This is a genomic window from Stenotrophomonas maltophilia (assembly GCF_023518235.1).
Classification (GTDB): domain Bacteria; phylum Pseudomonadota; class Gammaproteobacteria; order Xanthomonadales; family Xanthomonadaceae; genus Stenotrophomonas.
The window spans coordinates 3174324-3198891 of the sequence record NZ_CP090423.1 but is presented as its reverse complement, the minus strand read 5'-3'; the positions used below and the strand labels follow the sequence as shown (position 1 = coordinate 3198891).

The following is a 24568-nucleotide window of genomic DNA, read 5'->3' as shown; positions in this document are numbered from 1 at the left end:
TCCTGCCCACCCACACCGTCCCACCTCTGACAGATTCCGGGTGGCTGTTGGTGGGTGTCGACCCTAGTCGACACATCTGTCAGATATCGATACATAAAAATGGGGTCAGATCCGTTCTCCTTCGGAAAACGGATCTGACCCCAATAGCTGTCCTGACAGAACGCAGCCAACTGTCGAAGGCGGGGTGGGTCCGGTTGCGGGGGCGTGAGCCGCATGGATGCGGCGACCGAGCTTACATGGACGTACTTGCAGCGTCCCCCGCAACCGGACCCACCCCGCCAACCCACGGAATGCCAGCTTTTTTATGTTGCTCCGGCTTCTGCGGGTGCAGGGCTGCAAGCCCTGCCCAACAATCCGCCCTCGTGCACAATGGGGCCGACCCCGCCTGGACCCCGTCCTGATGTCGAGCAAGCCGTATTCAGAAGCCTGCGAGCGCAACCGCGAGCCGATCGCCGCCGCACTCGACCCGTGGATGGGCGACCGTCATCGGCTGCTGGAAATCGGCAGCGGCACCGGCCAGCATGCGGCCTTCTTCGCCGAGCGCTGGCCCTGGCTGCGCTGGCAGCCCAGCGATCACCCGGACCACCTGCCCGGCATCGAGGCGTGGCGTGCCGAAGCGGCATTGCTGAACCTGCTGCCGCCGCTGGCGCTGCAGGTGGAACTGCCGCCGGCACCCGGCCTGTCGCTGCCCGAGGGCAGCACCTTCGACGCCGCGTTCAGCGCCAACACGCTGCACATCATGAGCTGGGACCACGTACAGGCGCTGTTCGCCGCGCTGCCGCCGGTGCTGCGCCACGGCACACTGCTGGCGGTGTACGGCCCGTTCAACTACGGCGGCCACTACACCAGCGACAGCAACGCGCAGTTCGATGGCTGGCTGAAGGCGCGCGACCCGCGCAGCGGCATCCGCGATAGCGAGGCTGTGCAGGCGCTGGCCGCGGACAACGGCTTCACCCGCCTGCGCGATGTGGCGATGCCGGCCAACAACCGGCTGCTGCTGTGGCGGCTGGGCTGAACCGCCGGTAGTGCCGGCCGCTGGCCGGCAATCGATGGCCAGGAACAGGCCGGCCAGCAGCCGGCACCACCTTCAAGCGACCTGCACGATATGCAGCGCCTTCGGGTTGCGCCACTGCGCCAGCAGCGCCGCTTCCCGCGCCTTGGCCTGGGCGAAATGCGCTTCCTTGACGTGACCGAAGCCACGGATGTGCTCGGGCACGCTGGCGATCTCCACCGCCAGCGACAGACGATCATCCTCCAGGCCGTCCAGCAGCACCTGCACCGTCGCCTCGTAGTCGGCAATCAGCTGGCGCTCCATGCGGCGCTCCTCGGTACGGCCGAACACATCGAGGCGCCCGCCACGCAGGAACTTCAGCTTCGCCAGCAGACCAAACGCCTTGAACATCCACGGGCCATACTCCTTCTTCAGCAGCCGGCCCTGCTCGTCCTTCTTCGCAAACAGCGGCGGCGCCAGGTGGAAGCGCAGCTGGTAGTCACCCTCGAACTGCTGCTGCAGGCGGCGCTGGAAGTCGCCGCTGGTGTACAGGCGGGCCACTTCGTACTCGTCCTTGTACGCCATCAGCTTGAACAGGTAGCGAGCCACGGTCTCGGTCAGCGCAGTGGAACCGCCGATGCGTTCGGCTTCGGCGGCGCGCACGCGCTCGACCAGGCTGCGGTAACGGTTGGCGTAGGCAGCGTCCTGGTACTCCACCAGGAACGCTGCACGGCGCTCGATCATTTCATCCAGCGAGCGCGACAGACGGGCGTCGTCCAGTGGCAGGAACGCCACGTCGCCGCCATGCGAGGGCAGGCCACGCAGTTCGCGTTCGTCGCCGGTGTTGCGCGGCGCCGCAGTGGCGCCCCACTCGTTGCCTTCCCACTCGCCCGGCGGCAGCGGGTGCAGCGGGCCCGGGGTGGATTCGGTATCGGTGTGGCGGTTGCGCACCAGGCCGGCGGCCTGCTGCACGGCCTGCGGATCGACGGCGGCCAGGCGGCCCCAGGCGAAGGCCTGCTGGTTCATCGCCACGGCGGCGCCGTTCAGTTCGATGGCACGCATCAGCGAGTCGAACGACAGCGGCACCAGGCCCTGCTGCCAGGCATAGCCCAGAATGAACAGGTTGGCGGCGATGGCGTCGCCCAGCAGCGCGGTGGCCAATTGGGTAGCATCGAGCAGCAACGGCTGCTGGCCGCCCAGCGCGACGCGCACGCCGGCAATGATGTCGGCCGCCGGGAACTGCATGTCCGGGCGAGTGGTGAAGGTACCCGGCATCGCCTCATAGGTGTTCAGCACCACCTGCGAACGGCCGGCGCGCACCTTCGACAGTGCCCAGTAGTCATTCACCACCACCATGTCGCAGCCCAGCACCAGGTCGGCCTCACCGGCGGCAATGCGTACGGCATGGATGTCATCGGGGCGCTGCGCGATGCGGATGTGCGTGGTCACCGCACCGCCCTTCTGCGCCAGGCCGGTCTGGTCCAGCACCGAAGCGCCCTTGCCTTCCAGGTGCCCAGCCATGCCCAGCAGCGCGCCGATGGTCACCACGCCAGTGCCGCCGACGCCGGTGATCAGGATGTTCCAGGGCTGTTCCAGCGTGCTGCGCACACTGGGTGCCGGCAGGTTGTCCAGCAGCGTGGAGGCATCGCGCTTGCTGCCCTTGCGCGGCTGGCCGCCGTGCACGGTGACAAAGCTCGGGCAGAAGCCATTCACACACGAATAGTCCTTGTTGCAGTTGGACTGGTCGATCTCGCGCTTGCGCCCGAACTCGGTTTCCTTCGGCAGCACCGACACGCAGAAACTCTTCTTGCCGCAGTCGCCGCAGCCTTCGCACACCAGCGAGTTGATCAGCACCCGCTTCTGCGGGTCTTCCAGCTTGCCGCGCTTGCGGCGGCGGCGCTTCTCGGTGGCACAGGTCTGTTCGTAGATCAGGATCGAGACGCCCTTCACTTCGCGCAGGCGCTTCTGCACCGCGTCCAGCTCGCTGCGGTCGTGGAACTCCACGTCGCTGGGGAAGTGCTCGCGCTGACCGGTCCACTTGCCGATGTTGTCCGACAGCACCACGATGGTGTGGATGCCTTCGGCGCGCATCTGCCGCGCGATGTCGGGCACGCTCAGCGGGCCGTCCACCGGCTGGCCGCCGGTCATCGCCACCGCATCGTTGTAGAGAATCTTGTAGGTGATGTTGACGCCGGCCGCGACCGCCTGGCGGATCGCCAGCGAACCACTGTGGAAATAGGTGCCGTCGCCCAGGTTCTGGAACACGTGCGGGGTATCGGTGAACGGCGCCTGCCCGGCCCAGGTCACGCCTTCGCCGCCCATGTGGGTGAAGGTGTCGGTGCTGCGATCCATCCAGGTCACCATGTAATGGCAACCGATGCCGGCCAGCGCACGCGAGCCTTCCGGCACGGTGGTGGAGGTGTTGTGCGGGCAGCCCGAGCAGTAGTGCGGTACACGCGGGAAGCTGGCGCGCGGCAGGGCAAGCTCGGCTTCCTTTTCCTGCATCCACTGCAGGCGCTGCTCGATCGATTCGTTGTTGAAGAACTTCTGGATGCGGCGGCCGATCACGCCGGCGATGGTGGCCGGGGTCAGTTCACCGGTGGACGGCAGGATCCACTCGCCGCTCTCGTCGTACTTGCCGACGATGGACGGGCGCTGGCCCCAGCTGGCCGGCCAGTTGAAGAACTGTTCCTTCATCTGGCGCTCGATGAAGGCACGCTTTTCCTCCACCACGATGATGTCTTCCAGGCCCTGCGCGAAACGCGCGATGCCCTGCGGCTCCAGCGGCCAGGTCATGCCGACCTTGTACACGCGGATGCCGATGTCGGCGCAGGCCGCTTCGTCCAGGCCCAGGTATTCCAGCGCCTGCAGCACGTCCAGGTAGCTCTTGCCGGTGGTGACGATGCCCAGCCGCGCGCGCGGTGCGTCCATCACCACCTTGTCGATGCCGTTGGCGCGGGCAAAGGCCTGCGCAGCCTTCACCGCATAGCGGTGCAGGCGCATCTCCTGGTCCATGGGCGGGTCCGGCCAGCGGATATTGAGGCCGCCGACGGGCATCTCGAAGTCCTCCGGCAGCACGATGCGGCGCGCCAGCGGATCGACCTGCACCGAGGCCGACGATTCCACTGTTTCGGCGATGGTCTTGAAGCCGACCCAGCGCCCGGTATAGCGGCTCATCGCCCAGCCGAGCAGGCCCATGTCGAGGATGTCCTGCACGCCGGCCGGATTCAGCACCGGCATCATCGCGCTGACGAATTCGTCTTCGCTGCCGTGCGGCAGGGTCGAGCTGCGGCAGGCATGGTCATCGGCGGCCAGCGCCAGCACGCCACCGTAGCGGGAGGTGCCCGCGGCATTGGCGTGCTTGAACACATCGCCGCAGCGGTCCACGCCCGGGCCCTTGCCGTACCACATGCCGAACACGCCCTGCACGTTGGCGCCGGGGAACAGGTTGGTCTGCTGCGTGCCCCACACCATGGTGGCGCCCAGGTCCTCGTTCAGGCCGGGGGTGAACTTCACTCTGGCCGCGTCCAGGTGCTTGCGCGCGCGCCACAGCTCCAGGTCGAAGCCGCCCAGCGGGCTGCCACGGTAGCCGCTGACGAAGCCGGCGCTGTCGATGCCTTCGGCGGCATCGCGCAGGCGCTGCATCAGTGGCAGCCGCACCAGCGCCTGCACGCCGCTCAGGTAGATCCGCCCCTCATTGCGGGTGTACTTGTGGTCGAGCGAGTACTCGCGGTCGATCAGGTCGGCGGAAGAGGGCGAAGTGAGTTGCGCGGTACTGGTCATGGCTGGCCCGGTAGGATCGGCTGGCACCGGCCGCGTGCGGGCACGCGACGGGAAAGGCGCGAATTGTAGCAGCGAGGCCCCGCAGCCCCCGGCACTCGCGCCGGCGGCCGCGCTGCGGTTAGGATCGGGGAGAGAGAGGGAGGCTGCGGTTGCAGCCTGGGGAGAAGGGATGTCAGTTTCAGCAAAGATCCTGGCCAGCGTGCTGCTGGTCTCGGGAACGGCCACTGCCTGGGCCGCGCCGGCGCTGCCGGCACCACAGGAGTTCTATTTCGACAGCGATGCGGCCGCGGTGCCGATGGTCGTGGTCCAGTCCGAGGGCGATACGCTGGTGGCGCAGCTGCTGAAGCAGCGCGAGCGTGGCCGCCGTGTGGTGGAGGCGACCGTACAGCTGGCGTCGGTGGCGATCGCCCAGGGCCGTACCGAACTGGGCGAACAGCTGTACCGCGAGGCGCTGAAGGACGCGCCGGTACAGGGCAGCCTGGGCCGTGGCGTGCGCTGGAATTACGGCTGGGACCTGCTGCGCCAGGGCCAGGCCGAGGCCGCGCTGGAACAATGGCAGGCCGCCGCCGGGGGCTCGTTGAGCAAACCGGCCTGGTTGCCACCCACCTACGCCCTGGCGTTGTGGCGGGCCGGCCAGAAGCAGGAGGCGGTGCGGTGGTATGCCGCGGCGGTGCGTACCGAGCCGGCGCAGTGGAGCGACAGCAGCCGCTATGCGCAGTTGCTGCCGCTGTGGCGTGATGACGAGCGCGCCTCGCTGGCCGAAGTGCAGCAGGCCTGGGCCGCAGCGCCGCCGGCCTGGCCCTGAGCGGGGCGGTTGCGCCGGGTTGCACCCGGCACCCGCAGAGGCGACAGCCGAAGCAACAGCAACAGCCGAAGCAACAGCCGAAGCAACAGCAACAGCGGGTTTACTGTGGGATGGCGGGGCACTGCGGGTTTGCGGGGCCGCCGTGAACCCATCCATGGGGGCTTGGTCGCCGCATCCATGCGGCTCACACCCCGCAAACCCACAGTGCCCCGCCTTCGACAGGTTCCGGCGGCTGCTGGTAGGTGTCGACCTTGGTCGACACGGTAGATCCACGCCATGCGTGGATGAATCCGCATCGGAATCGAATACTGGAAATCTGATCGAAGAGCAGCCGAGCGTGGGCTCGGCTCTACAAAAAGCGGCCAGCCGACCTGATTTTGCCTTTGCTTTTGCTCTTCTTTTTTCTTTTCCGTGGTGGACGCACTCGGACATTGTCAGAGGCCGGGCGGGGTGGGTTCGCGGGGGTGTCCGCGGCATGGATGCCGCGGCCAAGCCCCCAAGGACGGGTTTACGGCGTCCCCCGCGAACTCACCCCGCCCGGCCAACCACGGCTGTTGCGTTGAGCGACCAGCCACGAGGGGCTGCGCCGTTCGCGGGAAACCTCAATCGTCCGCGGAAACCGTGCGCCCCGACGCCCACTCCCGCAATGCCGCCACCTGCTCGGCCATCAGCACCGACAGCGGCCGCGTCGCGCGGATCTCGTTCATCAGCAGCTCGGTATCCAGCGGCCGGCCCTCGGCGTGCGCCGCATACAGGCCGGCCACGATCGCCTGCTCGATCTCGGCACCGGAAAAGCCGTTGGCGGCAGCGGCCAGTGCCGGCAGTGCAAAGTCGTCGGCGTTGAGCTGGCGACGCCCCAGGTGCAGGCGCAACAGCTCCACCCGTACCTCCGGCGAGGGCAGGTCGACGAAGAAGATCTCGTCGAAGCGGCCCTTGCGCAGCAGTTCGGCGGGCAGCTCACGCACCTGGTTGGCGGTGGCCACGATGAACACCGGTGCCTTGCGCTCGGCCATCCAGGTCAGCAGGTAGCCCAGCACGCGGCGCGAGACACCGCCGTCCTCGCCGCCCGTTGCCAGGCCCTTCTCGATCTCGTCCATCCACAGCACGCAGGGCGCCAGCTGCTCGGCCGAGGCCAGCGCCTGGCGCAGGTTGGCCTCGGTCTCGCCGTGGTACTTGTTGTACAGCGCGCCCACGTCCAGGCGCAGCAACGGCACGCCGAAGCCGGCGGCCGTGGCCTTGGCCAGCATCGACTTGCCGCAGCCCTGCACGCCCAGCAGCAGCATGCCGCGCGGCGGGTCCAACCCGGCCGGCGCCGAGCCGGCGATGAAGGCCACCCGGCGCTGGTTGATCCAGCGCTTGAGCCGGTTGGCGCCGGCCACATCGCCAAAGCGCGCGCTGTCATGCTCGAAGAACAGGTGGCCGCTGCGGTTGAGCAGCTCGAACTTCAGCCGTGCCAGCTGCGGCAGGTCGTCGTCGCGCAGCGCACCGTCGGCGTAGATCAGCTGGCGCGCGATGCGGCGCGCATCGACCAGGCTCAGGCCCTGCAGGTTCTTCAGGATCTTCTTCACCGCCTCGCTGTCGACCTCCACGCGCCGGCCGCCGTGTTCACGGGCGTAGGCGTCGGCCTCTTCGCGCAGCATCTTCAGCAGCGCGTTGGCATCGGGCAGGCGCGGGTTGAAGCGTACCGCCAGCGCTTCCAGCTCGGCCGGTAGCTCCACCTTGGCGCCGATCAGCACCAGCACGTGCGGCTCGCTGTGGCGGCGCTGGATCAGGTCGCGCAGGGCGCGCTGGTGGCTGGCGTAACCCAGGTAGGGGTGGAAATCGAGCAGCAGGTAGACCCCGCGCTGCTCGGCCTGGCGGATCATCTGCAGTGCCGCACTGGCATCGGCAGGCCCGACCGGCGGGTCCTCGCTGTCCAGGTCGATGCGGCGCAGGCCCTCGGTGATCGACCAGCGGTGCAGGGCCCGCCACACATGCATCAACGTCTGCCGGAACAGTTCGACGATACGACCCTCGTCCTGGGTTTCAATCACGATCAGGGGGGTATTGGCGCGGATCAGTGCGCTCAGGTCCTGCAGTTCGCTCATGCCGGTTCGATCCTTCGGGGGCGCCACGATAGCAAAGGCGGCGGCCACGGGTTCAGCACGGCGCTACCTTCCGTCACCACCGCCGGTGTACGCTCGGGGCACGTACCCGGAAGCGAGGCTGGCATGAAGACGATCCTGGTGGCCGGTTCCAAGGGCGGGGTGGGCAAGACCACCGTCGCCACCCACCTGGCCGCGTACGCGGCATTGCAGGGCAAGGCCACGGTGATCGCCGATGCCGACCCGCAGGGCTCCAGCACCCGCTGGGCACAACGCCGTGCCGGGCTGGAAAGCGCGGTGCTGCCGATCGATGTGTATCGGAAGAAGCAGTGGGCACAGAAGCTGCCCGACGGCACCGATACCGTCATCATCGATGCACCGGCCGGCGCGCTGGCCGACGATATCCCCCATTTCCTCGACGCAGCCGACGCGGTGGTGGTGCCGGTGCTGCCCTCGGCGCTGGACATCGAGGCCATCGTCGGCTTCCTCAACAGCCTGGCGCAGAACCCGCGCGTGCACAGCCGCAAGCTGCCGGTCGCGCTGGTCCTCAACCGCACCAAGCCCTGGACCCAGACCTCGCAGCAGGCGTTGCAGATGCTGGCCGAATGGCCCTACCCGGTGGTGGCGCAGCTGCGCGACAGCCAGAGCTATGTGGTCATGACCGGCCTGGGCCGCAGCCTGTTCGATTACCGTTCGGCACAGGTGCGTGAACACCAGGCTGACTGGGAACCCCTGCTGTCCTGGTTGAAGCTGTGACGCGTGCGTCACTCCTGTTGCTGCAGCCTCCTTCCCATGGAAACCCGCGATGCGTGAACTGATCCTGCTGCGCCATGCCCATGCCGAACCGGCCACGCCCGGCCAGGCCGACCTCGACCGGCCGTTGTCGCCGGTGGGGCTGGCCGAGGCCGAAGCCGCCGGCAAGTGGCTGAAAGAAAACAAGCTGCTGCCGGACTGCGTGCTGTGTTCGCCGGCGCGGCGCACCCGCGAGACCCTGGAAGCCGTGCTGGCCACCATCGGCTACGTGGAAAAGCGACTGGAAGACCGTATCTACGAGGCCACGCCCGGCACGCTGGCCGCGCTGGTGGACGACCGCCGCGATCTCGACCGCGTGCTGATCGTCGGCCACAACCCGGGCCTGGAGCGCCTGGTGGCGCTGATGACCGAAGGCAGCAGCAGTGACTACCGCGGCATGCCGCCGGCCGGCATCGCCGTGCTCGGCTTCCCGCGTGAGGCCTCGATCGAACCGGGCGTGGCCAGCCTGAACGCCTTCTGGTGGCCGTGATCCGATGAGCCTGGCGCGGCGCGGCCGCTTCCTGCTGCCCGCGCTGCTGGCCTGGGGGCCGGCCTGGGCGGCGACGTCCCCGCCAACCCCGTTGCCGCCGGTGGTGGCCGAGGCACAGCGCGTGCTGCGCCTGGATACCGAGCGTTCGCGGATCGGGTTCGAGGTGCGCACCCGCTTCGGCCAGCGCATCGAAGGGGTGTTCCCGCACTTCGAGGGGCGCATCGAGATCCTGTCCGATGGCCGTCACCAGGTGCATCTGAAGATGTTCACCCGTTCGGTGGAGATCCCGGGCAAGGCACGCTACACCGGCTGGATGCGCGGCGAGGAGTTCTTCGATGCCGGGCGCCACCCGGTGGTCGAGTTCGACTCGTTGCCGTACTGGCCCGAGACCGTGGAACAGGGCGGGGACATCAATGGCCGGCTGACCCTGCGCGGCATCAGCCACCCCGAGGCGCTGAGGGTGGAGAAGGCGGACTGCGCCCGGCCGGGCTATGATTGCGACGTCGTCAGCCGCGGTACCGTGCAGCGAGGCCGGTATGGAATGGACAGCTGGCAGCTTGCCTTGAGTGACCGAGTGACCTTCGTATTGCGAGCGCGCCTGAGCGAGGCGCCGAAACCGTGAACCTGCTGCTGCGTGTACTGGCGCTGGCAACCGTGTTGCTGGGCAGCGGCTGCGCATCGCTGTCGCATGCCGAGCGTGACCGTGCCGAAGCGATCGCTGTGCAGGCGCGCTCGAGCGTGGTCGAGTGCACGCGGGCTGACCGCTGCGCGCAGGACTCACCACTGCGGGCGCTGGCCGGCCGCGCGTTCACCGAATCCACCCCCGAACATCCACGCCATTACGCCACCCTGCTGGACGAAGGCGAGGGTGCGCTGGTGGCGCGACTGAACCTGCTGCGCAGCGCCACCCGCAGCATCGACCTGCAGACCTACATCTTCGACAAGGACGACAGCGCCCGGCTGGTCATCGACGAACTGCTGGCCGCTTCGCGCCGGGGGGTGAAGGTGCGCGTGCTGATCGACCAGCTCTCGGCGATCTCCGACCTGCAGATCCTCGGCGCGTTGTCCGGCGCCCACCAGAACTTCCAGCTGAGGGTCTACAACCCGACCTTCGGCAAGGCCCGGCTGAACTACTTCGACTATGCCGGCAGCGTGCTGTGCTGCTTCCGCCGCTTCAACCAGCGCATGCACAACAAGCTGCTGGTGATCGATGATGCGATCGGCGTGGTCGGTGGCCGCAATTACCAGGACGACTATTACGACTGGGACCGCGAGTACAACTTCCGCGACCGCGACGTGATGATCGCCGGGCCGGAGGCGCGTGCCATGGCTGCCAACTTCGATGCGTTCTGGCGTGCCCAGCGCAGCGTGCCGGCCGAACGCCTGAACGATGTCGGCCGCACCCTGCTGCGCGAGGGCGTGCCAACGCTGCCGCCGGCCACCTTCCGCCGCCCGGAACGGGTGCAGCGGGTCAGTGCCGAAGCCAATGACATGGACTTCGTCACCCGTTCCTTCGTCGATACCGCGCTGCCGGTCGCTTCGGTGCGCTACGTCGCCGACCTGCCGCGCAAGCACCGCCGCGAGCAGGCCGATGCGCCGCTGGCCGGGCAGCATGTGACCGAGCCGCAGCTGGATGCGCTGATTGCCGGTGCGCAGCACGAAGTCATCCTGCAGACGCCCTACCTGGTGCTGTCCAAGCCGGCCCAGGCGCTGTTCCGCGAGCTGCGCAAGCGCCCCGAGCCACCGCGCGTGGTGGTGTCCAGCAACAGCCTGGCGGCCACCGACAACCCGATCGTGTACGCGCTGTCCTACAAGTACAAGCGGCGCAACCTGCGCGAACTGGGCTTCAACATCTTCGAGTACAAGCCGTTCCCGCTGGATGCGCCGGTCGACTACCGCAACCTGCTGCCCGATCCGATCGCCGCGCCCGAGGCCGACCACGAGGACGGCCGCAATCCGCTGATCGGCGGCAGTGCGGCCGGCAGCAATGCCGGCGGCGGCGGTGGCTCCGCGCCCGAGGCCAGCGCCAAGGGCCCGGTGAACCCGCGCACCGGCAGTGCCTACCAGAATGCCCGCGAGCGCCGCCGCGCCGCCGGCAGCGAGGTTGAAACGCGCCTGCTGCGCACCGAGACGCGGCCCTCGTTCCTGGGCAGCAAGGCGGTCAACAAGCCGTTGCCGGTCACCCGCAAGGGTGCGCGCATGGGCCTGCATGCCAAGTCACTGGTGGTCGATCGCCGCATCGGCGTGGTCGGCACGCACAACTTCGATCCGCGCAGCGAGAACTACAACACCGAAGGCGCGGTGATCATCGACGATCCCGTGTTTGCCGAGCAGCTGGCGCAGAGCATCCTGCGCGACACCCATCCGCAGAACGCGTGGACGGTGGCGCCGCGGGCCAAGCCGCCGGTGCTGTCGGGCTTGAACTACAGCGTCGGCAAGGCCTCCGAGGCCCTGCCGATTCTCGACTTCTGGCCGTGGCGCTATGCCACTGACTACGAGTTCAAGCCGGGCCCGGACTGCCCGCAGCCGCTGCCGCGGCAGAGCCCGGATTTCCACCGCTGCTACGTCGCCGTCGGTGACTTCCCCGAGGTCAACGTCGGCCCGAAGTGGCTGCTGGTACGCATGCTGACCGCATTCGGCGCCGGCCTCGTTCCCATTCTCTGAAGGTGCCCGCATGACCCAGGTGTTCCGCGAAGCCGTTTCCATCGAGCAGCTCAACGCGCTCAGCCACAACACCGCGATCCAGTCGCTGGGCATCGTCTTCAGCGCCGCCGGCGAGGACTGGCTGCAGGCCACCATGCCGGTGGACGAACGCACCCGCCAGCCGTACGGCATCCTGCACGGCGGCGCCTCGGTGGTGCTGGCCGAGACCCTGGGCAGCAGCGCCGGCAACCTGTGCGTGGATACTGCCAGGCAGATCTGCGTGGGCCTGGAGATCAACGCCAACCATGTGCGTGCGGTGCGCTCGGGCACGGTCACCGGCACCGCCCGCGCCCTGCATGTGGGCCGCAGCACCCAGCTGTGGGAGATCCGCATCGAGGACGACCAGGGCCGCCTGGTGTGCATCTCGCGGCTGACCCTGGCAGTGGTGGCCGCTGGCCACGGCTGAGCCCCGGCCGGGCCGGTGACGGCGGCAGAACCCAGTGTTCCCCGCCGATTGCCCCGGTCGATCACGCTTATGGCCTAAATCGGCTGGCAGCGATGACGGCCCTCCGGTATCGTGCGCGGATGACTTCCCCCACTCCGGCCCCCCGCGGCGGCGTGGCGCGTGTGTGCCGTTACCTGTACCGCGTACCGCTGCTGTTGGTCCACATCATCGTGTTCCTGCCGCTGACCCTGATCGGCATGCTTGCGCCGTGGGCGAACCTGCGCGTGGGCCAGGACCGGCTCGGTGCCAAGGTGGTGAACTGGTGGCAGGGCGGCCTGATGTGGGTGTTCGGCTTCCGCCTGTCGCGCGTCGGCCAGCCGCTGCCGGGCGCCGTGCTGTTCGTCGCCAACCATGTCAGCTGGGTTGATATCTGCATCCTGCACAGCCAGCGCATGATGGGCTTCGTCGCCAAGCGCGAGATCGCCAGCTGGCCGCTGGTGGGCTGGCTGGCCGCACGCGGGCAGACCATCTTCCATCAGCGTGGCAACACCGAATCGCTGGGTGGCGTGATGCAGGTGATGGCCGATCGCCTGCGCGAAGGCAAGGCCGTGGGCGTGTTCCCGGAAGGCCGCACCCGCGGTGGCCATGAAGTCGGCCCGTTCCATGCGCGCATCTTCCAGGCCGCAGTGGAAACCGGCGTGCCGGTGCAGCCGGTGGCGCTGGTGTATGGCGTGCAGGGTGATGCGCAGACGATTGTCGCCTTCGGCCCGAGCGAGAGTTTCTTCGCCAATTTCCTGCGCCTGCTCGGTGAGCCGGCGCGACGTGCGGAAGTGCACTTCCTGGCGCCGATCGGCGCCCAGGACCTGGAAGGCCGTCGGCGTATCGCGGAAACCTCGCGCGCGCGCATCGTGGCGGCCATGAGCACCGGGTGAGGACGCGGTGGCCCTGATTCCGCCACCTGTCCTGGACGCCGGCACGCCGACGCTGCATGCGGCCGATTACCAGCCGCCGCGCTGGCTGCGCAATCCGCATCTGCAGTCGATGCTCAGCTCCAGCCGCATGCGCCTGCAGCGCGGGCTGCTGCTGCTGGCCGCCACCGGTGCGGTCAGCGAGGAACTGATTCTCGACGGTGGCGAAGGGGTGCGCCTGCAGGGCTGGCACAGCCACATCGAAGGCCGCGAACCCAAGGGCATGGCGCTGCTGCTGCACGGCTGGGAAGGCAGTGCCGAATCCAGCTACATGCGCATGGCGGCTGCGCGCATGGTCGAGCAGGGCTTCGACGTGGTGCGGCTGAACTTCCGCGATCACGGCAATACCCACCATCTCAACCGCGGCATCTTCCACTCCAACCTGATCGACGAAGTGGTGCATGCCGCCGGCGATATCGCCCAGCGCTGGCCGCAGCTGCCGCTGGTGGCGGCTGGCTACTCGCTGGGCGGCAACTTCGTGCTGCGCCTGGCCCTGCGTGCGCCGGCCGCCGGTGTGCCGCTGCTGCGCGTGGCCTCGGTATGCCCGGTGCTGGATCCGGCGCTGACCATGCAGAGCATCGAGAACGGCCCGGCGATGTACGACTGGTACTTCCGCCGCAAGTGGGCCGGCTCGCTGCGCCGCAAGCGCGACCTGTTCCCCGAGCTCAGCGACTGCGACGACCGCGTCCTGAAGCTGGACATCCGCGCGCTGACCGCCTGGCTGGTCGAACGGCACACCACCTTCGGTTCGCTGCAGGCCTATTTCGACGGCTACTCGATTGCCGGAGACCGCCTGTCCGGCCTGCAGGTGCCGGCCGACATCCTGATGGCCCAGGACGACCCGGTGATTCCGTACTCGACCTTCAACGGCTGGCAGCTGCCGCACCATGCGCACCTGGAGACCGCCTGCTGGGGGGGGCACTGCGGCTTCCTGGAAAACTGGCGTGGCGACGGCTTCTCCGAACGCTGGGTGGCACAACGCCTGCAACGGGTGCTGCCCGGCTGAACCGGCACGGGCACGCAGGCCGCTACAATGCGGGTTTGCCCTTGAACCGGACCGCCATGCAAGACCAGATCATCCAAGCGTTGCGCCAGAACGAGACCGGCCAGGCCGTGCAGCTGGCCCAGGCGTGGACCCGTGATGAACCCGGCCAGGCCGAGGCCCACCGCTGGCTGGCGCTTGCGCTGCAGCAGCAGGGCAATGCCGCCGAGGCGATGGACGCCCTGCAGCTGGCCCTGCAGCTGGCCCCCGACAATGCGCAGCTGCACCTGCAGCATGCCGGCCTGCTGCTGGCGTTGCACCAGATCGAAGGGGCCGGCGAGGCGTTGTCGCGCACCACCGGGCTCGACCCGAACGCCTTCACCGCCTACCTGATGCAGGCCCACCTGGCGATCGGCCGCAACGATTTCGACGAGGCCCAGCGCCTTTCCACGCTGGCTGCGCGGGTTGAACCGGAGCATCCGGAACTGCTGATCATCGATGGCATGATCGCGCTGCGCCGCGATGATGCCGACCGTGCGCTGGCGCTGCTTGCCGCCGCCAACAAGGCGCTGCCCAACGACATCCGCGTGCTGTACGCACTGGGCTTCGCCTACCTGGGCAAGGACATGCTGGCCTTTGCCGAGCAGGCCTTCCGGCGTGTGCTGGAGTTGAACCCGGCCATCGGTTCGCTGCATGGCCTGGTGGTGCAGCTGGCATTGCGCCAGGGCAATCTGGACGCGGCGGCCGAAGCCATGCAGGTCGCCCTGCAGCAGCCCGGCCAGGACACGCCGTCGATGCGGCGCCTGGCCGGCGAACTGGCGCTGGCCAGCGGCCAGCCGTTGCAGGCGCTGGAGCACCTGCTGCCGCTGCTGGAACTGCTGCCTGGCGACCGCCAGGTGCTGCAGCTGCTGCTGATGTCCTGGCAGCGCCTGGGCCGCGATGACGAGGCGCGCGCGCGCCTGGACGCCGCGCTGGAACAGCAGCCGCAGCTGCACGACCTGTGGCTGGCCCGGCTGGCGGTGGAAGACGTGGGCAGCCCGACGGCCGCGGCGACCGTCGAGCGCTGGATGGACGCGATGCCGGGTCATCTGCCGGCACTGGAAGCACGCCTGCGCCTGCATGACATGGTGGGTGAGCACGAACAGGCCGAAGCGATCGCCGAGCGCATCGTCAGCCTCGAGCCGGGCCGCGTCAGCGGTGAAACCCGCCTGGTGGAAGGCCTGCTGCAACGCGATCCGGCCGCGGCCGTGGCGCGCGTGCAGGCGTTGATCGACAGCGCGCCCGAAGCGCATCGCGCCGACCTGCGTACCTGGCTGGGCGAGATCCAGGATCGCGCCGGGCAGCCCGAGCAGGCCTTGCAGACGTGGCTGGCACTGCAGACCGAGCAGGCACCGCAGCGCCTGCCGCTGCCGCCGCAGGCCAAGGCGCCGCCGAGCTGGCCGGACAAGGGCGAGATCGACGCTGAGGCCAGCTCCGCGCCGATCTTCCTGTGGGGCGCGCCGGGCTCGGGCGTGGAGCGTGTGGCGACCGGCCTGGCCGCCGCCAGCCCGGTGCTGCGCAGCGACCGGTACACCAACACGCCGCCGGACGATGCCTTCCAGAACTACCACACGCTGCAGGACCTCGCTTCGGGCGTGCTGACGCCGGAGCGGCTGGTGCAGCGCTGGCGCGAGCAGCTGCCCGCGCGCGGCGTGCAGGGCGATGCGGTCATCGACTGGCTGCTGTGGTGGGACAATGCCCTGCTGTGGGCGCTGCGCCCACAGTTGCCGCAGGGCCGCCTGCTGGTGGTGCTGCGTGACCCGCGCGACATGCTGCTGGACTGGGTGGCCTACGGTGCCGCCGCACCGCTGGCGATGACCTCGCTGGCCGAAGCCAGTGAATGGCTGGCGCGTGCGCTGGCCCAGGTCGCCACCCTGCACGAGGAAGACCTGTACCCGCAGGTGCTGCTGCGCATCGACCAGATCGGCAACGATCCGCATGCCATGGCTGACCTGCTGGGCCGCCTGTTCGAACGCCCGATGCCGCCGGCCGCACAGCTGGGCGCACCGCGCTTCCCGCCGGGCCACTGGCGCAATTACCGCGACGTGATGAGCGCCGCCTTTGCCAAGCTCACCCCGATCGCGGTGCGCCTGGGTTATCCGGAGGAGTGAACCGATGACGATGCAACTGAGCAGCCAGAGCCTGACCAACGGCGCACCGATCGACCGCGCGTTCGCCGCCGGCGATGCCGCAGGCTTCGCCCCGGACCGCAATCCGCACCTGGCCTGGAGCGGCGCGCCGGACGGCACCCGTTCGTTCCTGCTGGTGTGCGTGGACCCGGACGTGCCGACCGTGCCGGAGACGGTCGGCCGCAGTGACATCAGCGTGCCGCGCGACCAGCCGCGCTGCGACTTCGTGCACTGGGTGATGGCCGACATCCCGGCCTCGGTGCGGGAGATTGCCGCCGGCAGCTGCAGCGACGGCTTCGTGGTGAAGGGCAAGACCGCCCCGGCCGGCCCGGCCGGCAGCCGCCAGGGCCTGAACGATTTCACCGGCTGGTTCGCCGGCAACCCGGACATGGCCGGTGATTACCTGGGCTACGACGGCCCGTACCCGCCGTTCAACGACGAGCGCCTGCACCGCTATTTCTTCCGGGTGTTCGCGCTGGATGTGGCGTCGCTGCAGCTGCCGGCGCGCTTCACCGCCGTCGACGCCTACCGTGCCATGCACGGCCACGTGCTGGCCGAAGCGGCGCTGCACGGCACCTACACGTTGAACCCGGCGCTGGGCTGACGCTGCTTACCCGGTAGTGCCGGCCAGCGGCCGGCACTACCGCCAACGAAGAAGGGCGGCCTTTCGGCCGCCCTTCTGACGTCAGCCGACTGACAGTCGGCTCTACATCACTTCTCGATGGCCGACTCGACCACCATGTCCAGCACGTACGCCTGCGACGGCGCATCGGCCGGCGGGTTCTTCACTTCGTAGCGCTTCACGCGCACCACGTTGCGCACGCCGTCTTCGTGGGTGTAGCCCTCGATGTTGCCGTAGAAGTTCTCGAACTTGCCCGGCTCGCCCTGCTTCAGGCCCTTGTCGTCGAACTTCACTTCGCGCACCTGCAGGCACTGGTAGTCCGGGATCAGCGGGTGCGAGCACTTCTCGGTCTTGGCGGCCACTTCCAGGAACACGGTTTCGCCGGCACCGCCGTAGCGGGTTTCAGCGGTCGGCTCCGGGTTGAACACCAGCACCTCGCCCTTGGCGGTGGTCAGGGTCAGCTTGCCATCGGCATCCTGCTCGGCCTTCAGCTCGCCCTGCAGGCGGCTCGACACGGCCTCGTCCAGCGCCATCAGCGCCTTGTCGGTGCAGGCCATCATGGTCGAGGCCATCGCACTGACCGTCAGCGTGCCGTCGGCCAGGGTGTAGCCACCGCCCATGCGGTTGCAGGTGTTGCTGACCGACAGGCGGCCGTCAACGAAGTCCAGGGTGACCGGCTTGTCTTCGCGGGCGAACAGCGCATCGATGCGCTTGCCGTCGGCGCCGGTGGCCTGCTGCAGCAACCAGTGCTGGCTCTGCAGGCGCTGCGCATCCAGGTGCGCCAGTGTCTGCTGGTCTGCTGCCTTGGTCGCGGCCGGGGCCAGATCGTCGCCGCCGTTGCCGGCCGGGGCCGGGGTCTGGCTGCAGGCGGCCATCAGGGCCAGCGGGAGGAGCAGGGTGAGCTTGCGGTTCATGGTGATTCTCCTTGGGGAACCGTGGGGGAAACGGGGTGGGGCCGGCAACGGGGTTGCCGCGCCCCGGCGCGGTTCAGCTGCCGGACGGCAACCACAGCAGCAGCGCCACGCCCAGCGCGATGCGGTACACGGCGAAGGCAGTGAACCTGTGCGACTTGATGTAGCCCATCAGCCACTTCACTACGACGAAGCCGGTGACGGCTGCGGCAAGGAAGGCCACGCCCACTTCGGTCCAGTTCTCGCTGCCCAGCTGCCCGGCCTTGGCCATTTCCAGGAAGGTGTAGGCACTGGCGGCGAACATGGTGGGAATGCCGACCAGGAACACGAACTCGGCGGCGGCCGCGCGGCGGCTCAGGCCCAGCAGCATGGCCAGGAAGATCGCCGAGGCCGAGCGCGAGGTGCCGGGGAACACGCCGGCCACCACCTGCGCCAGGCCCACGCCGATCGCCACCGTCCAGGTCACCTGGTCACGGTTGGGCAAGCGCGCGGTGTAGGCCTCCACCAGCAGCATCCAGACGCCCCCGATGATCAATGCCCAGGCGACCGGACTGACCGTTTCCGGCAGCGACCAGCCCGCCTTGCGCACCACCAGGCCAACCACGGCGGTGACCAGGAACGCGGCGCCCAGCTTGAACACGTAGTCGCGGTTCTCGCGTTGGCCGAAGCCGGTGGCCAGCTGCAGCAGGCGCTGGCGGAACACCAGCACCACGGCCACGATCGCGCCGGCCTGGATGACGATGTTGAAGAAGTCCGAACGGGCACCCAGCCAGTGCTGGGCGATGAGCAGGTGGCCGGTGCTGGAGATCGGCAGGAACTCGGTGAGGCCTTCGAGGATGCCCAGCAGCAGGGCGGAGAGCAGGTCGGACATGGACGGTGCGGGCACGCGCGGCAGGAGGAAAGAAGGCCGAGAGGATAGACGATCCATGCTGCACCAAACGGGTGCGCGAACAGGCGGTTGCACCCGTTTGGTGCGCACCGTTCCGCACCCGCACGGGGCGGCCTTTTTGAAATCAATGACTTGCAGCCTGCGAAAAGTTGGCACGGTCGTTGCTGTACCTCAGCAGGCATTCATCCCCATCCGAGGTCGTACCGATGTCCGTGGAAAACGTTGAGAAGCTGATCAAGGACAACCAGATCGAATTCGTCGATCTGCGCTTTGTCGACATGCGTGGTGTCGAGCAGCACGTGACCTTCCCGGTCAGCATCATCGAGCCGTCGCTGTTCGAAGAAGGCAAGATGTTCGATGGCAGCTCGATCGCCGGCTGGAAGGGCATCAACGAGTCGGACATGGTGCTGCTGCCGGACCCGGCCAGCGCCTACGTCGATCCGTTCTACGCCGATCCGACCATCGTGATCAGCTGCGACATCCTCGACCCGGCCACCATGCAGCCGTACGGCCGCTGCCCGCGCGGCATCGCCAAGCGCGCCGAGGCCTACCTGAAGTCCTCCGGCATCGCCGAAACCGCGTTCTTCGGCCCGGAGCCGGAATTCTTCATCTTCGATTCGGTCCGTTTCGCCAATGAAATGGGCAACACCTTCTTCAAGGTCGATTCCGAAGAAGCTGCCTGGAACAGCGGCGCCAAGTACGACGGCGCCAACAGCGGCTACCGTCCGGGCGTGAAGGGCGGCTACTTCCCGGTGCCGCCGACCGACACCCTGCACGACCTGCGCGCTGAAATGTGCAAGACCCTGGAACAGGTCGGCATCGAAGTGGAAGTGCAGCACCACGAAGTGGCCACCGCCGGCCAGTGCGAGATCGGCACCAAGTTCAGCACCCTGGTGCAGAAGGCCGACGAACTGCTGCGGATGAAGTACGTCATCAAGAACGTCGCCCACCGCAACGGCAAGACCGTCACCTTCATGCCCAAGCCGATCGTCGGCGACAACGGCAGCGGCATGCACGTGCACCAGTCGCTGTCCAAGGGCGGCACCAACCTGTTCTCCGGCGACGGCTACGGCGGCCTGAGCCAGCTGGCGCTGTGGTACATCGGCGGCATCTTCAAGCACGCCAAGGCGATCAACGCCTTCGCCAACTCGGGCACCAACAGCTACAAGCGCCTGGTGCCGGGCTTCGAAGCGCCGGTGATGCTGGCCTACTCGGCGCGCAACCGCTCGGCCTCGTGCCGCATTCCGTGGGTGTCCAACCCGAAGGCGCGCCGCATTGAAATGCGCTTCCCCGATCCGATCCAGTCCGGCTACCTGACCTTCACCGCGCTGATGATGGCCGGCCTGGACGGCATCAAGAACCAGATCGACCCGGGCGCACCGAGCGACAAGGATCTGTACGACCTGCCGCCGGAAGAAGAAAAGCTGATCCCGCAGGTCTGCTCCTCGCTGGACCAGGCGCTGGAAGCGCTGGACAAGGACCGCGAGTTCCTCAAGGCCGGTGGCGTGATGAGCGATGACTTCATCGACGGCTACATCGCGCTGAAGATGCAGGAAGTGACCAAGTTCCGCGCGGCCACCCACCCGCTGGAATACCAGCTGTACTACGCCAGCTGACCGGACGCGATGGCGGTGGGCTTCCCCCTCCCACCCGCCGCCATCGCTTCGGTTTTCGCGGCTGGGGAGCCGCGAGGCGGGCCGTGTGCCCGCCTTGGTAGAGCGGACCGTTGGTCCGCTGATCCAGGGGCAAGAGAGAGACCGGATACGCGACCAGGGCTGCCCTCCCTCCCGCGTCGGTCGTGCAAGGAGAGAGGCACGGCCGTCCCGGCCCAGTACGTGTCCGGTGCAACAGCCACGGCCATCACCGTGATGGCCCGTGGTTGCCTGAAGCCAACGCGCACTGGCGCGCTGGCCCCATCCACCATCGGGACATGCGCATGAAACTGATCTCCGCCATCATCCGACCGTTCAAGCTCGACGAGGTCCGCGAGGCCCTGTCCGATGCCGGCGTGTCGGGCATCACCGTGACCGAAGTGAAAGGCTTCGGCCGCCAGAAGGGCCACACCGAGCTGTATCGCGGCGCCGAGTACGTCGTCGATTTCCTGCCCAAGATCAAGATCGAAACCGTGGTCACCGACGAGCGCGCCGACGCGGTGATCGAAGCGATCCAGTCGTCGGCAGGCACCGGCAAGATCGGTGACGGCAAGATCTTCGTCACCGCCGTCGAACAGGTCATCCGCATCCGCACCGGCGAAATCGGTGCCGACGCGCTGTAACCCCCTTCCGGAGACTCCCCCATGAAGATGCGCCTTCTCACCGGGTGGCAAGCCCGGTTCCACCTGGTGTGCCTGTTGATGCTGCTCAGCGCGCTGGCCGCCGGTGCCTGGCCGGGCAGTGCCCACGCCCAGGCCCAGGTCTCGCCGCTGCCGAGCGAAAGCGTGGCCGTTGAACCGCTGCAGGCCCCGGCCGCAGCCGCACCGGCGGCCGTTGAAGCAGCTGCGCCTGCGTTCGACCACGGCGACGTGGCCTGGATGCTCACCTCCACCCTGCTGGTGCTGCTGATGGTGGTGCCGGGCCTGGCGCTGTTCTACGGCGGCCTGGTGCGCTCGAAGAACGTGCTGTCGGTGCTCAGCCAGATCCTGGTGGTGTTCTCGCTGGTGCTGCTGCTGTGGGTGGCCTACGGCTACAGCGCGGTGTTCAGTGCCGGCAATCCGTTCTTCGGCTCGTTCACCGAATTCGCCTTCCTCAAGGGCTTCACCCCCGAGTCGGTGGGCAACACGCCGATCAAGGGCCTGCCGGACTATCTGTTCGTCGCCTTCCAGTCGACCTTCGCCGGCATCACCACCGCGCTGATCGTCGGTGCCTTCGCCGAACGCATCAAGTTCCGCGCGGTGCTGCTGTTCTCGGCGCTGTGGTTCACCCTCAGCTACATCCCGATGGCGCACATCGTCTGGGGCGGCGGCTACCTGGGTGAGCTGGGCGCGATCGATTTCGCCGGTGGCACCGTGGTCCACATCAACGCCGGCGTCGCCGGCCTGGTCGCCGCATGGTTCGTCGGCAAGCGCCTGGGTTACGGCCAGACCGCACTGAAGCCGCACAACGTGCCGTTCACCTACATCGGCGCGATGCTGCTGTGGGTGGGCTGGTTCGGCTTCAATGCCGGTTCGGCGGCCGCGGCCGATACCGTGGCCTCGCTGGCCTTCCTCAACACCGTGCTGGCCACTGCCGCAGCGGTGCTCGGCTGGACGCTGGTGGAAGCGATCAGCAAGGGCAAGCCGTCGGCACTGGGCGCGGCCTCGGGCGCGGTGGCCGGCCTGGTCGGCATTACGCCGGCATGTGGCACGGTCGGCCCGCTCGGCGCGATCGTGATCGGTTTCGTGGCCGGCGTGGTCTGCGTGTGGGGCGTCACCGGCCTCAAGCGCCTGCTGAAGGTGGACGACACCGCCGACGTGTTCGGTGTGCACGGTGTTGGCGGCATCGTCGGCGCGATTCTCACCGGCGTGTTCAGTGCGCAGTCGCTGGGCGGCACCAAGGCCGATCTGGATATCGGGCACCAGGTCTGGGTGCAGGTGGTCAGTGTTGGCCTGACTGTGCTGTGGTCGGCGGTGGTGACCGCAGTCATCCTGTTGCTGGTAAAGGTAGTGGTCGGCCTGCGCGTGACCGAAGAGGCCGAACGTACCGGGCTGGATGTCACCTCGCACGGCGAATCGGCCTACGAGGCCTGAGGTGGCGGCGGGCGGCCCTGCGGGGCCGCCCCTGCTTGCTGGATATTGCTGCAGAAGCCTTGATGCCTTGATGGGTGCCAAGCTTGCTTGGCACAGGGCCTGGGACTGCTCTGGTGGGTGCCGACCGTTGGTCGGCACAGCCGATAACCCATCCACGCATGGCGTGGATCTACAGAATCTTCCTTGTGGCATGCACCTTTGCGCCCGATCGCGCACAATCAGGCCATGCACCCGATCCGCACGTCCCTGATGCTCTCGGCCTGCCTGCTGCTGGCGGCCTGCGCGTCCACGCCGCCGGAAGCCCGCAACCCGCTCGCCACCTGGGTGCCATCGCCCAACCAGAACGCGCGCACGCCGGTCATCATCGTCCTGCACCACACCGAGCAGACCTCGGTGCAGCAGAGCCTGCACACACTGCGCACTGCCAACAGCGGTGGTCGGGTCAGCGCGCACTACCTGATCGGTGCCGATGGCCATCGTTACCAGCTGGTCAGCGATGAGCGCCGCGCCTGGCATGCCGGCGCCGGGCGCTGGGGCACCATCACCGACCTCAACTCGGCCTCGATCGGCATCGAGCTGGACAACGATGGACGCAGCCCGTTCGCTCCGGCACAGATCGCATCGCTGATCGTGCTGCTGGGTGATCTCAGCGAGCGGTTGAACATCCCGCCGCGCCAGGTGATCGGCCATGCCGACCTGGCGCCAACACGCAAGCAGGACCCGAGCCGGTTCTTCCCATGGCAGCAGTTGGCCGAGGCCGGGTTTGGCGTGTGGCCGCGCGCCGCCGACGGAGCCGCGCCGGAAGGCTTCGATGCGTGGGCAGCGCTGGCCCGCTTCGGCTATCCGCTGGACAACCGCGACGCCACCGTGGCCGCGTTCCATCGCCGCTTCCGTGGCCGCGACGATCTGCCGACCGTGCTCGACGCCGAGGACGCCCGCATCCTGCATTCACTGTTGCTGCAGACCCCGTGAGCCGGCGCATGAACGCTTGACCAGGCGCTGGGTTGCCGCCCAGCGGTCGGCGCTCCACCATGGCGGCATGATCGATTCCGCCACCTTCTTCAAGCGCAAGCACTGGACCCTGTTGGCAGCGGCCGTGCTCGCCGGCTGCTCCACCACCGCTCCCCGCACCGGATCCGAAGTGCCGACGGCAGCCACACCGCCGGCGGCGACCTACGCCAAGGTCGCATGGAACGCACTGCCGCCGGTCTCCGACAGCGACCTGCAGGCCGGCTTCGTAGCCTGGCGCAGCAGCTGCACCCGGCTCAACAACGATGCGATCTGGGCCCGGCCATGCGCCACCGCCTTGACCGTGTCCGACAAGGACCCGGCTGCGATCCGCCAGTTCCTGCAGCGCGACCTCGAGGTCTACGCACTGCGCGCCGGCGGTCACCAGGCCGATGGGCTGATCACCGGCTACTACGAGCCGATCTACCCCGGCAGTCTTACCCGCACGGACAAGGCCACGGTGCCGGTGTACGGCACGCCGGATGACCTGGTCGTGGTACAGCTGGACAGCGTGTACCCGGAACTGAAGGGCAAGCGCCTGCGTGGACGCGTCGAGGGCAAGGTGCTCAAGCCCTATGACGACGCGGGCACCATCGCGGCCAAGGGCGCCAAGGCACCGGTGCTGGCCTGGCTGACCGACCCGATGGACCTGCAGCTGCTGCAGATCCAGGGCTCGGGCCGGGTGCGCCTGGGCGACGGCACGCAGGTGCGGCTGGCCTATGCCGAGCAGAACGGACACCCCTACCGCGCCATCGGCCGTTGGCTGGTCGACCAGGGCCAGCTGAAGAAGGAAGACGTCACCATGGACGCGATCCGCGCCTGGGCCCGGGCCAATCCTGCGCGGGTGCCGGAACTGCTGCGCAGCAACCCCAGCTACGTGTTCTTCGTGCGCAACCCGGACAGCGCGGAGGGCCCGCGCGGCTCGCTGAACGTGCCGCTCACCGCCGGCTACAGCGTGGCCGTGGACCGCACCGTGGTGCCGCTGGGCAGCCTGCTGTGGCTGTCCACCACGCGCCCGGACGGCAGCCCGGTGGTGCGCCCAGTGGCCGCGCAGGATACCGGCGGCGCCATTGCCGGCGAAGTGCGCGCGGACCTGTACTGGGGCAGCGGCGATGCCGCCGGCAAGCTGGCCGGTGACATGAAGCAGAAGGGCAACCTCTGGATGCTGTGGCCGAAGGGCGTGGCGTTGCCGCAGTAGGTTGGCCCCCGGATACCTGATAATGGCGCCATTCCGAACTTTCCGGCCGCGCCTGCGGCCAGGAC

Annotated in this window: 20 protein-coding genes; 16 read left to right on the top strand and 4 right to left on the bottom strand. The window is 68.3% G+C overall.

The features are described 5' to 3' along the window. The first annotated feature begins 400 nt into the window (after window positions 1-400). Window positions 401-1015 (top strand): DUF938 domain-containing protein, encoded by a 615-nt coding sequence (locus LZ605_RS15045; protein ID WP_249842314.1) that lies wholly within the window; start codon window positions 401-403, stop codon window positions 1013-1015. Window positions 1016-1087: 72 nt separating this feature from the next. On the opposite strand, the gene LZ605_RS15040 is transcribed toward LZ605_RS15045, so the two are convergent. Beyond that, window positions 1088-4774: an indolepyruvate ferredoxin oxidoreductase family protein gene (locus tag LZ605_RS15040; RefSeq protein WP_249842313.1), complete on the bottom strand. Its 3687-nt coding sequence runs from the start codon at window positions 4772-4774 to the stop codon at window positions 1088-1090. A gap of 169 nt (window positions 4775-4943) precedes the next feature. Here LZ605_RS15040 and LZ605_RS15035 point away from each other — a divergent pair, with 169 nt between their 5' ends. Beyond that, window positions 4944-5579, top strand: a complete 636-nt coding sequence (locus LZ605_RS15035; protein WP_249842312.1) for a tetratricopeptide repeat protein — start codon at window positions 4944-4946, stop codon at window positions 5577-5579. Between the two features lie 602 nt (window positions 5580-6181). Here LZ605_RS15035 and LZ605_RS15030 read toward each other — a convergent pair. Beyond that, window positions 6182-7666: an AAA family ATPase gene (locus LZ605_RS15030; protein ID WP_249842311.1), complete on the bottom strand. Its 1485-nt coding sequence runs from the start codon at window positions 7664-7666 to the stop codon at window positions 6182-6184. Window positions 7667-7789: 123 nt separating this feature from the next. Between LZ605_RS15030 and LZ605_RS15025 the strand changes: the two genes are divergently transcribed. The 9 genes from LZ605_RS15025 to LZ605_RS14985 all read left to right on the top strand — a co-directional run bounded on the left by LZ605_RS15025 (window position 7790) and on the right by LZ605_RS14985 (window position 16755). Then, complete coding sequence (locus tag LZ605_RS15025) at window positions 7790-8419, top strand: ParA family protein (RefSeq protein WP_249842310.1); 630 nt, start codon at window positions 7790-7792, stop codon at window positions 8417-8419. A gap of 49 nt (window positions 8420-8468) precedes the next feature. Beyond that, the gene (locus LZ605_RS15020; protein ID WP_249842309.1) at window positions 8469-8945 is read left to right on the top strand and encodes a SixA phosphatase family protein; all 477 of its coding nucleotides are present in this window, start codon (window positions 8469-8471) and stop codon (window positions 8943-8945) included. 4 nt (window positions 8946-8949) lie between these two features. Continuing rightward, a complete protein-coding gene (locus LZ605_RS15015; RefSeq protein ID WP_249842308.1) occupies window positions 8950-9567 on the top strand; it encodes a YceI family protein in 618 nt (205 codons plus the stop codon). Beyond that, window positions 9564-11609: a phospholipase D family protein gene (locus LZ605_RS15010; RefSeq protein ID WP_249842307.1), complete on the top strand. Its 2046-nt coding sequence runs from the start codon at window positions 9564-9566 to the stop codon at window positions 11607-11609. The genes LZ605_RS15015 and LZ605_RS15010 overlap by 4 nt, the downstream gene beginning before the upstream one ends. A gap of 10 nt (window positions 11610-11619) precedes the next feature. After that, window positions 11620-12054, top strand: coding sequence for a hotdog fold thioesterase (locus tag LZ605_RS15005; protein ID WP_249842306.1), 435 nt, complete (start codon window positions 11620-11622; stop codon window positions 12052-12054). Window positions 12055-12173: 119 nt separating this feature from the next. Then, the gene (locus LZ605_RS15000) at window positions 12174-12965 is read left to right on the top strand and encodes a lysophospholipid acyltransferase family protein (RefSeq protein ID WP_057498130.1); all 792 of its coding nucleotides are present in this window, start codon (window positions 12174-12176) and stop codon (window positions 12963-12965) included. Window positions 12966-13017: 52 nt separating this feature from the next. Next, window positions 13018-14007 (top strand): YheT family hydrolase, encoded by a 990-nt coding sequence (locus LZ605_RS14995; protein WP_249844925.1) that lies wholly within the window; start codon window positions 13018-13020, stop codon window positions 14005-14007. A gap of 56 nt (window positions 14008-14063) precedes the next feature. Further along, a complete protein-coding gene (locus LZ605_RS14990) occupies window positions 14064-16133 on the top strand; it encodes a tetratricopeptide repeat protein (protein ID WP_249842305.1) in 2070 nt (689 codons plus the stop codon). Between the two features lie 10 nt (window positions 16134-16143). Beyond that, complete coding sequence (locus tag LZ605_RS14985; protein ID WP_249844924.1) at window positions 16144-16755, top strand: YbhB/YbcL family Raf kinase inhibitor-like protein; 612 nt, start codon at window positions 16144-16146, stop codon at window positions 16753-16755. 107 nt (window positions 16756-16862) lie between these two features. On the opposite strand, the gene LZ605_RS14980 is transcribed toward LZ605_RS14985, so the two are convergent. Together LZ605_RS14980 and LZ605_RS14975 are read right to left on the bottom strand one after the other, a co-directional pair. Then, window positions 16863-17687 (bottom strand): META and DUF4377 domain-containing protein, encoded by an 825-nt coding sequence (locus LZ605_RS14980; protein ID WP_249842304.1) that lies wholly within the window; start codon window positions 17685-17687, stop codon window positions 16863-16865. A 73-nt stretch (window positions 17688-17760) separates the two neighbouring features. Beyond that, window positions 17761-18555, bottom strand: coding sequence for an undecaprenyl-diphosphate phosphatase (locus tag LZ605_RS14975; protein ID WP_249842303.1), 795 nt, complete (start codon window positions 18553-18555; stop codon window positions 17761-17763). 224 nt (window positions 18556-18779) lie between these two features. Between LZ605_RS14975 and glnA the strand changes: the two genes are divergently transcribed. The 5 genes from glnA (at window position 18780) to mltA (ending at window position 24503) form a co-directional block, all read left to right on the top strand. Further along, window positions 18780-20189, top strand: a complete 1410-nt coding sequence (gene glnA / locus LZ605_RS14970) for a type I glutamate--ammonia ligase (RefSeq protein ID WP_057498133.1) — start codon at window positions 18780-18782, stop codon at window positions 20187-20189. A 320-nt stretch (window positions 20190-20509) separates the two neighbouring features. Next, a complete protein-coding gene (locus tag LZ605_RS14965) occupies window positions 20510-20848 on the top strand; it encodes a P-II family nitrogen regulator (protein ID WP_004134334.1) in 339 nt (112 codons plus the stop codon). A gap of 21 nt (window positions 20849-20869) precedes the next feature. Then, window positions 20870-22297, top strand: a complete 1428-nt coding sequence (gene amt / locus LZ605_RS14960) for an ammonium transporter (protein ID WP_249842302.1) — start codon at window positions 20870-20872, stop codon at window positions 22295-22297. Window positions 22298-22522: 225 nt separating this feature from the next. Further along, window positions 22523-23269, top strand: a complete 747-nt coding sequence (locus tag LZ605_RS14955; protein WP_249842301.1) for an N-acetylmuramoyl-L-alanine amidase — start codon at window positions 22523-22525, stop codon at window positions 23267-23269. Between the two features lie 67 nt (window positions 23270-23336). After that, on the top strand, window positions 23337-24503 hold the full coding sequence (mltA, locus tag LZ605_RS14950; RefSeq protein ID WP_249842300.1) for a murein transglycosylase A: 1167 nt from the start codon (window positions 23337-23339) through the stop codon (window positions 24501-24503). Window positions 24504-24568 lie beyond the last annotated feature (65 nt).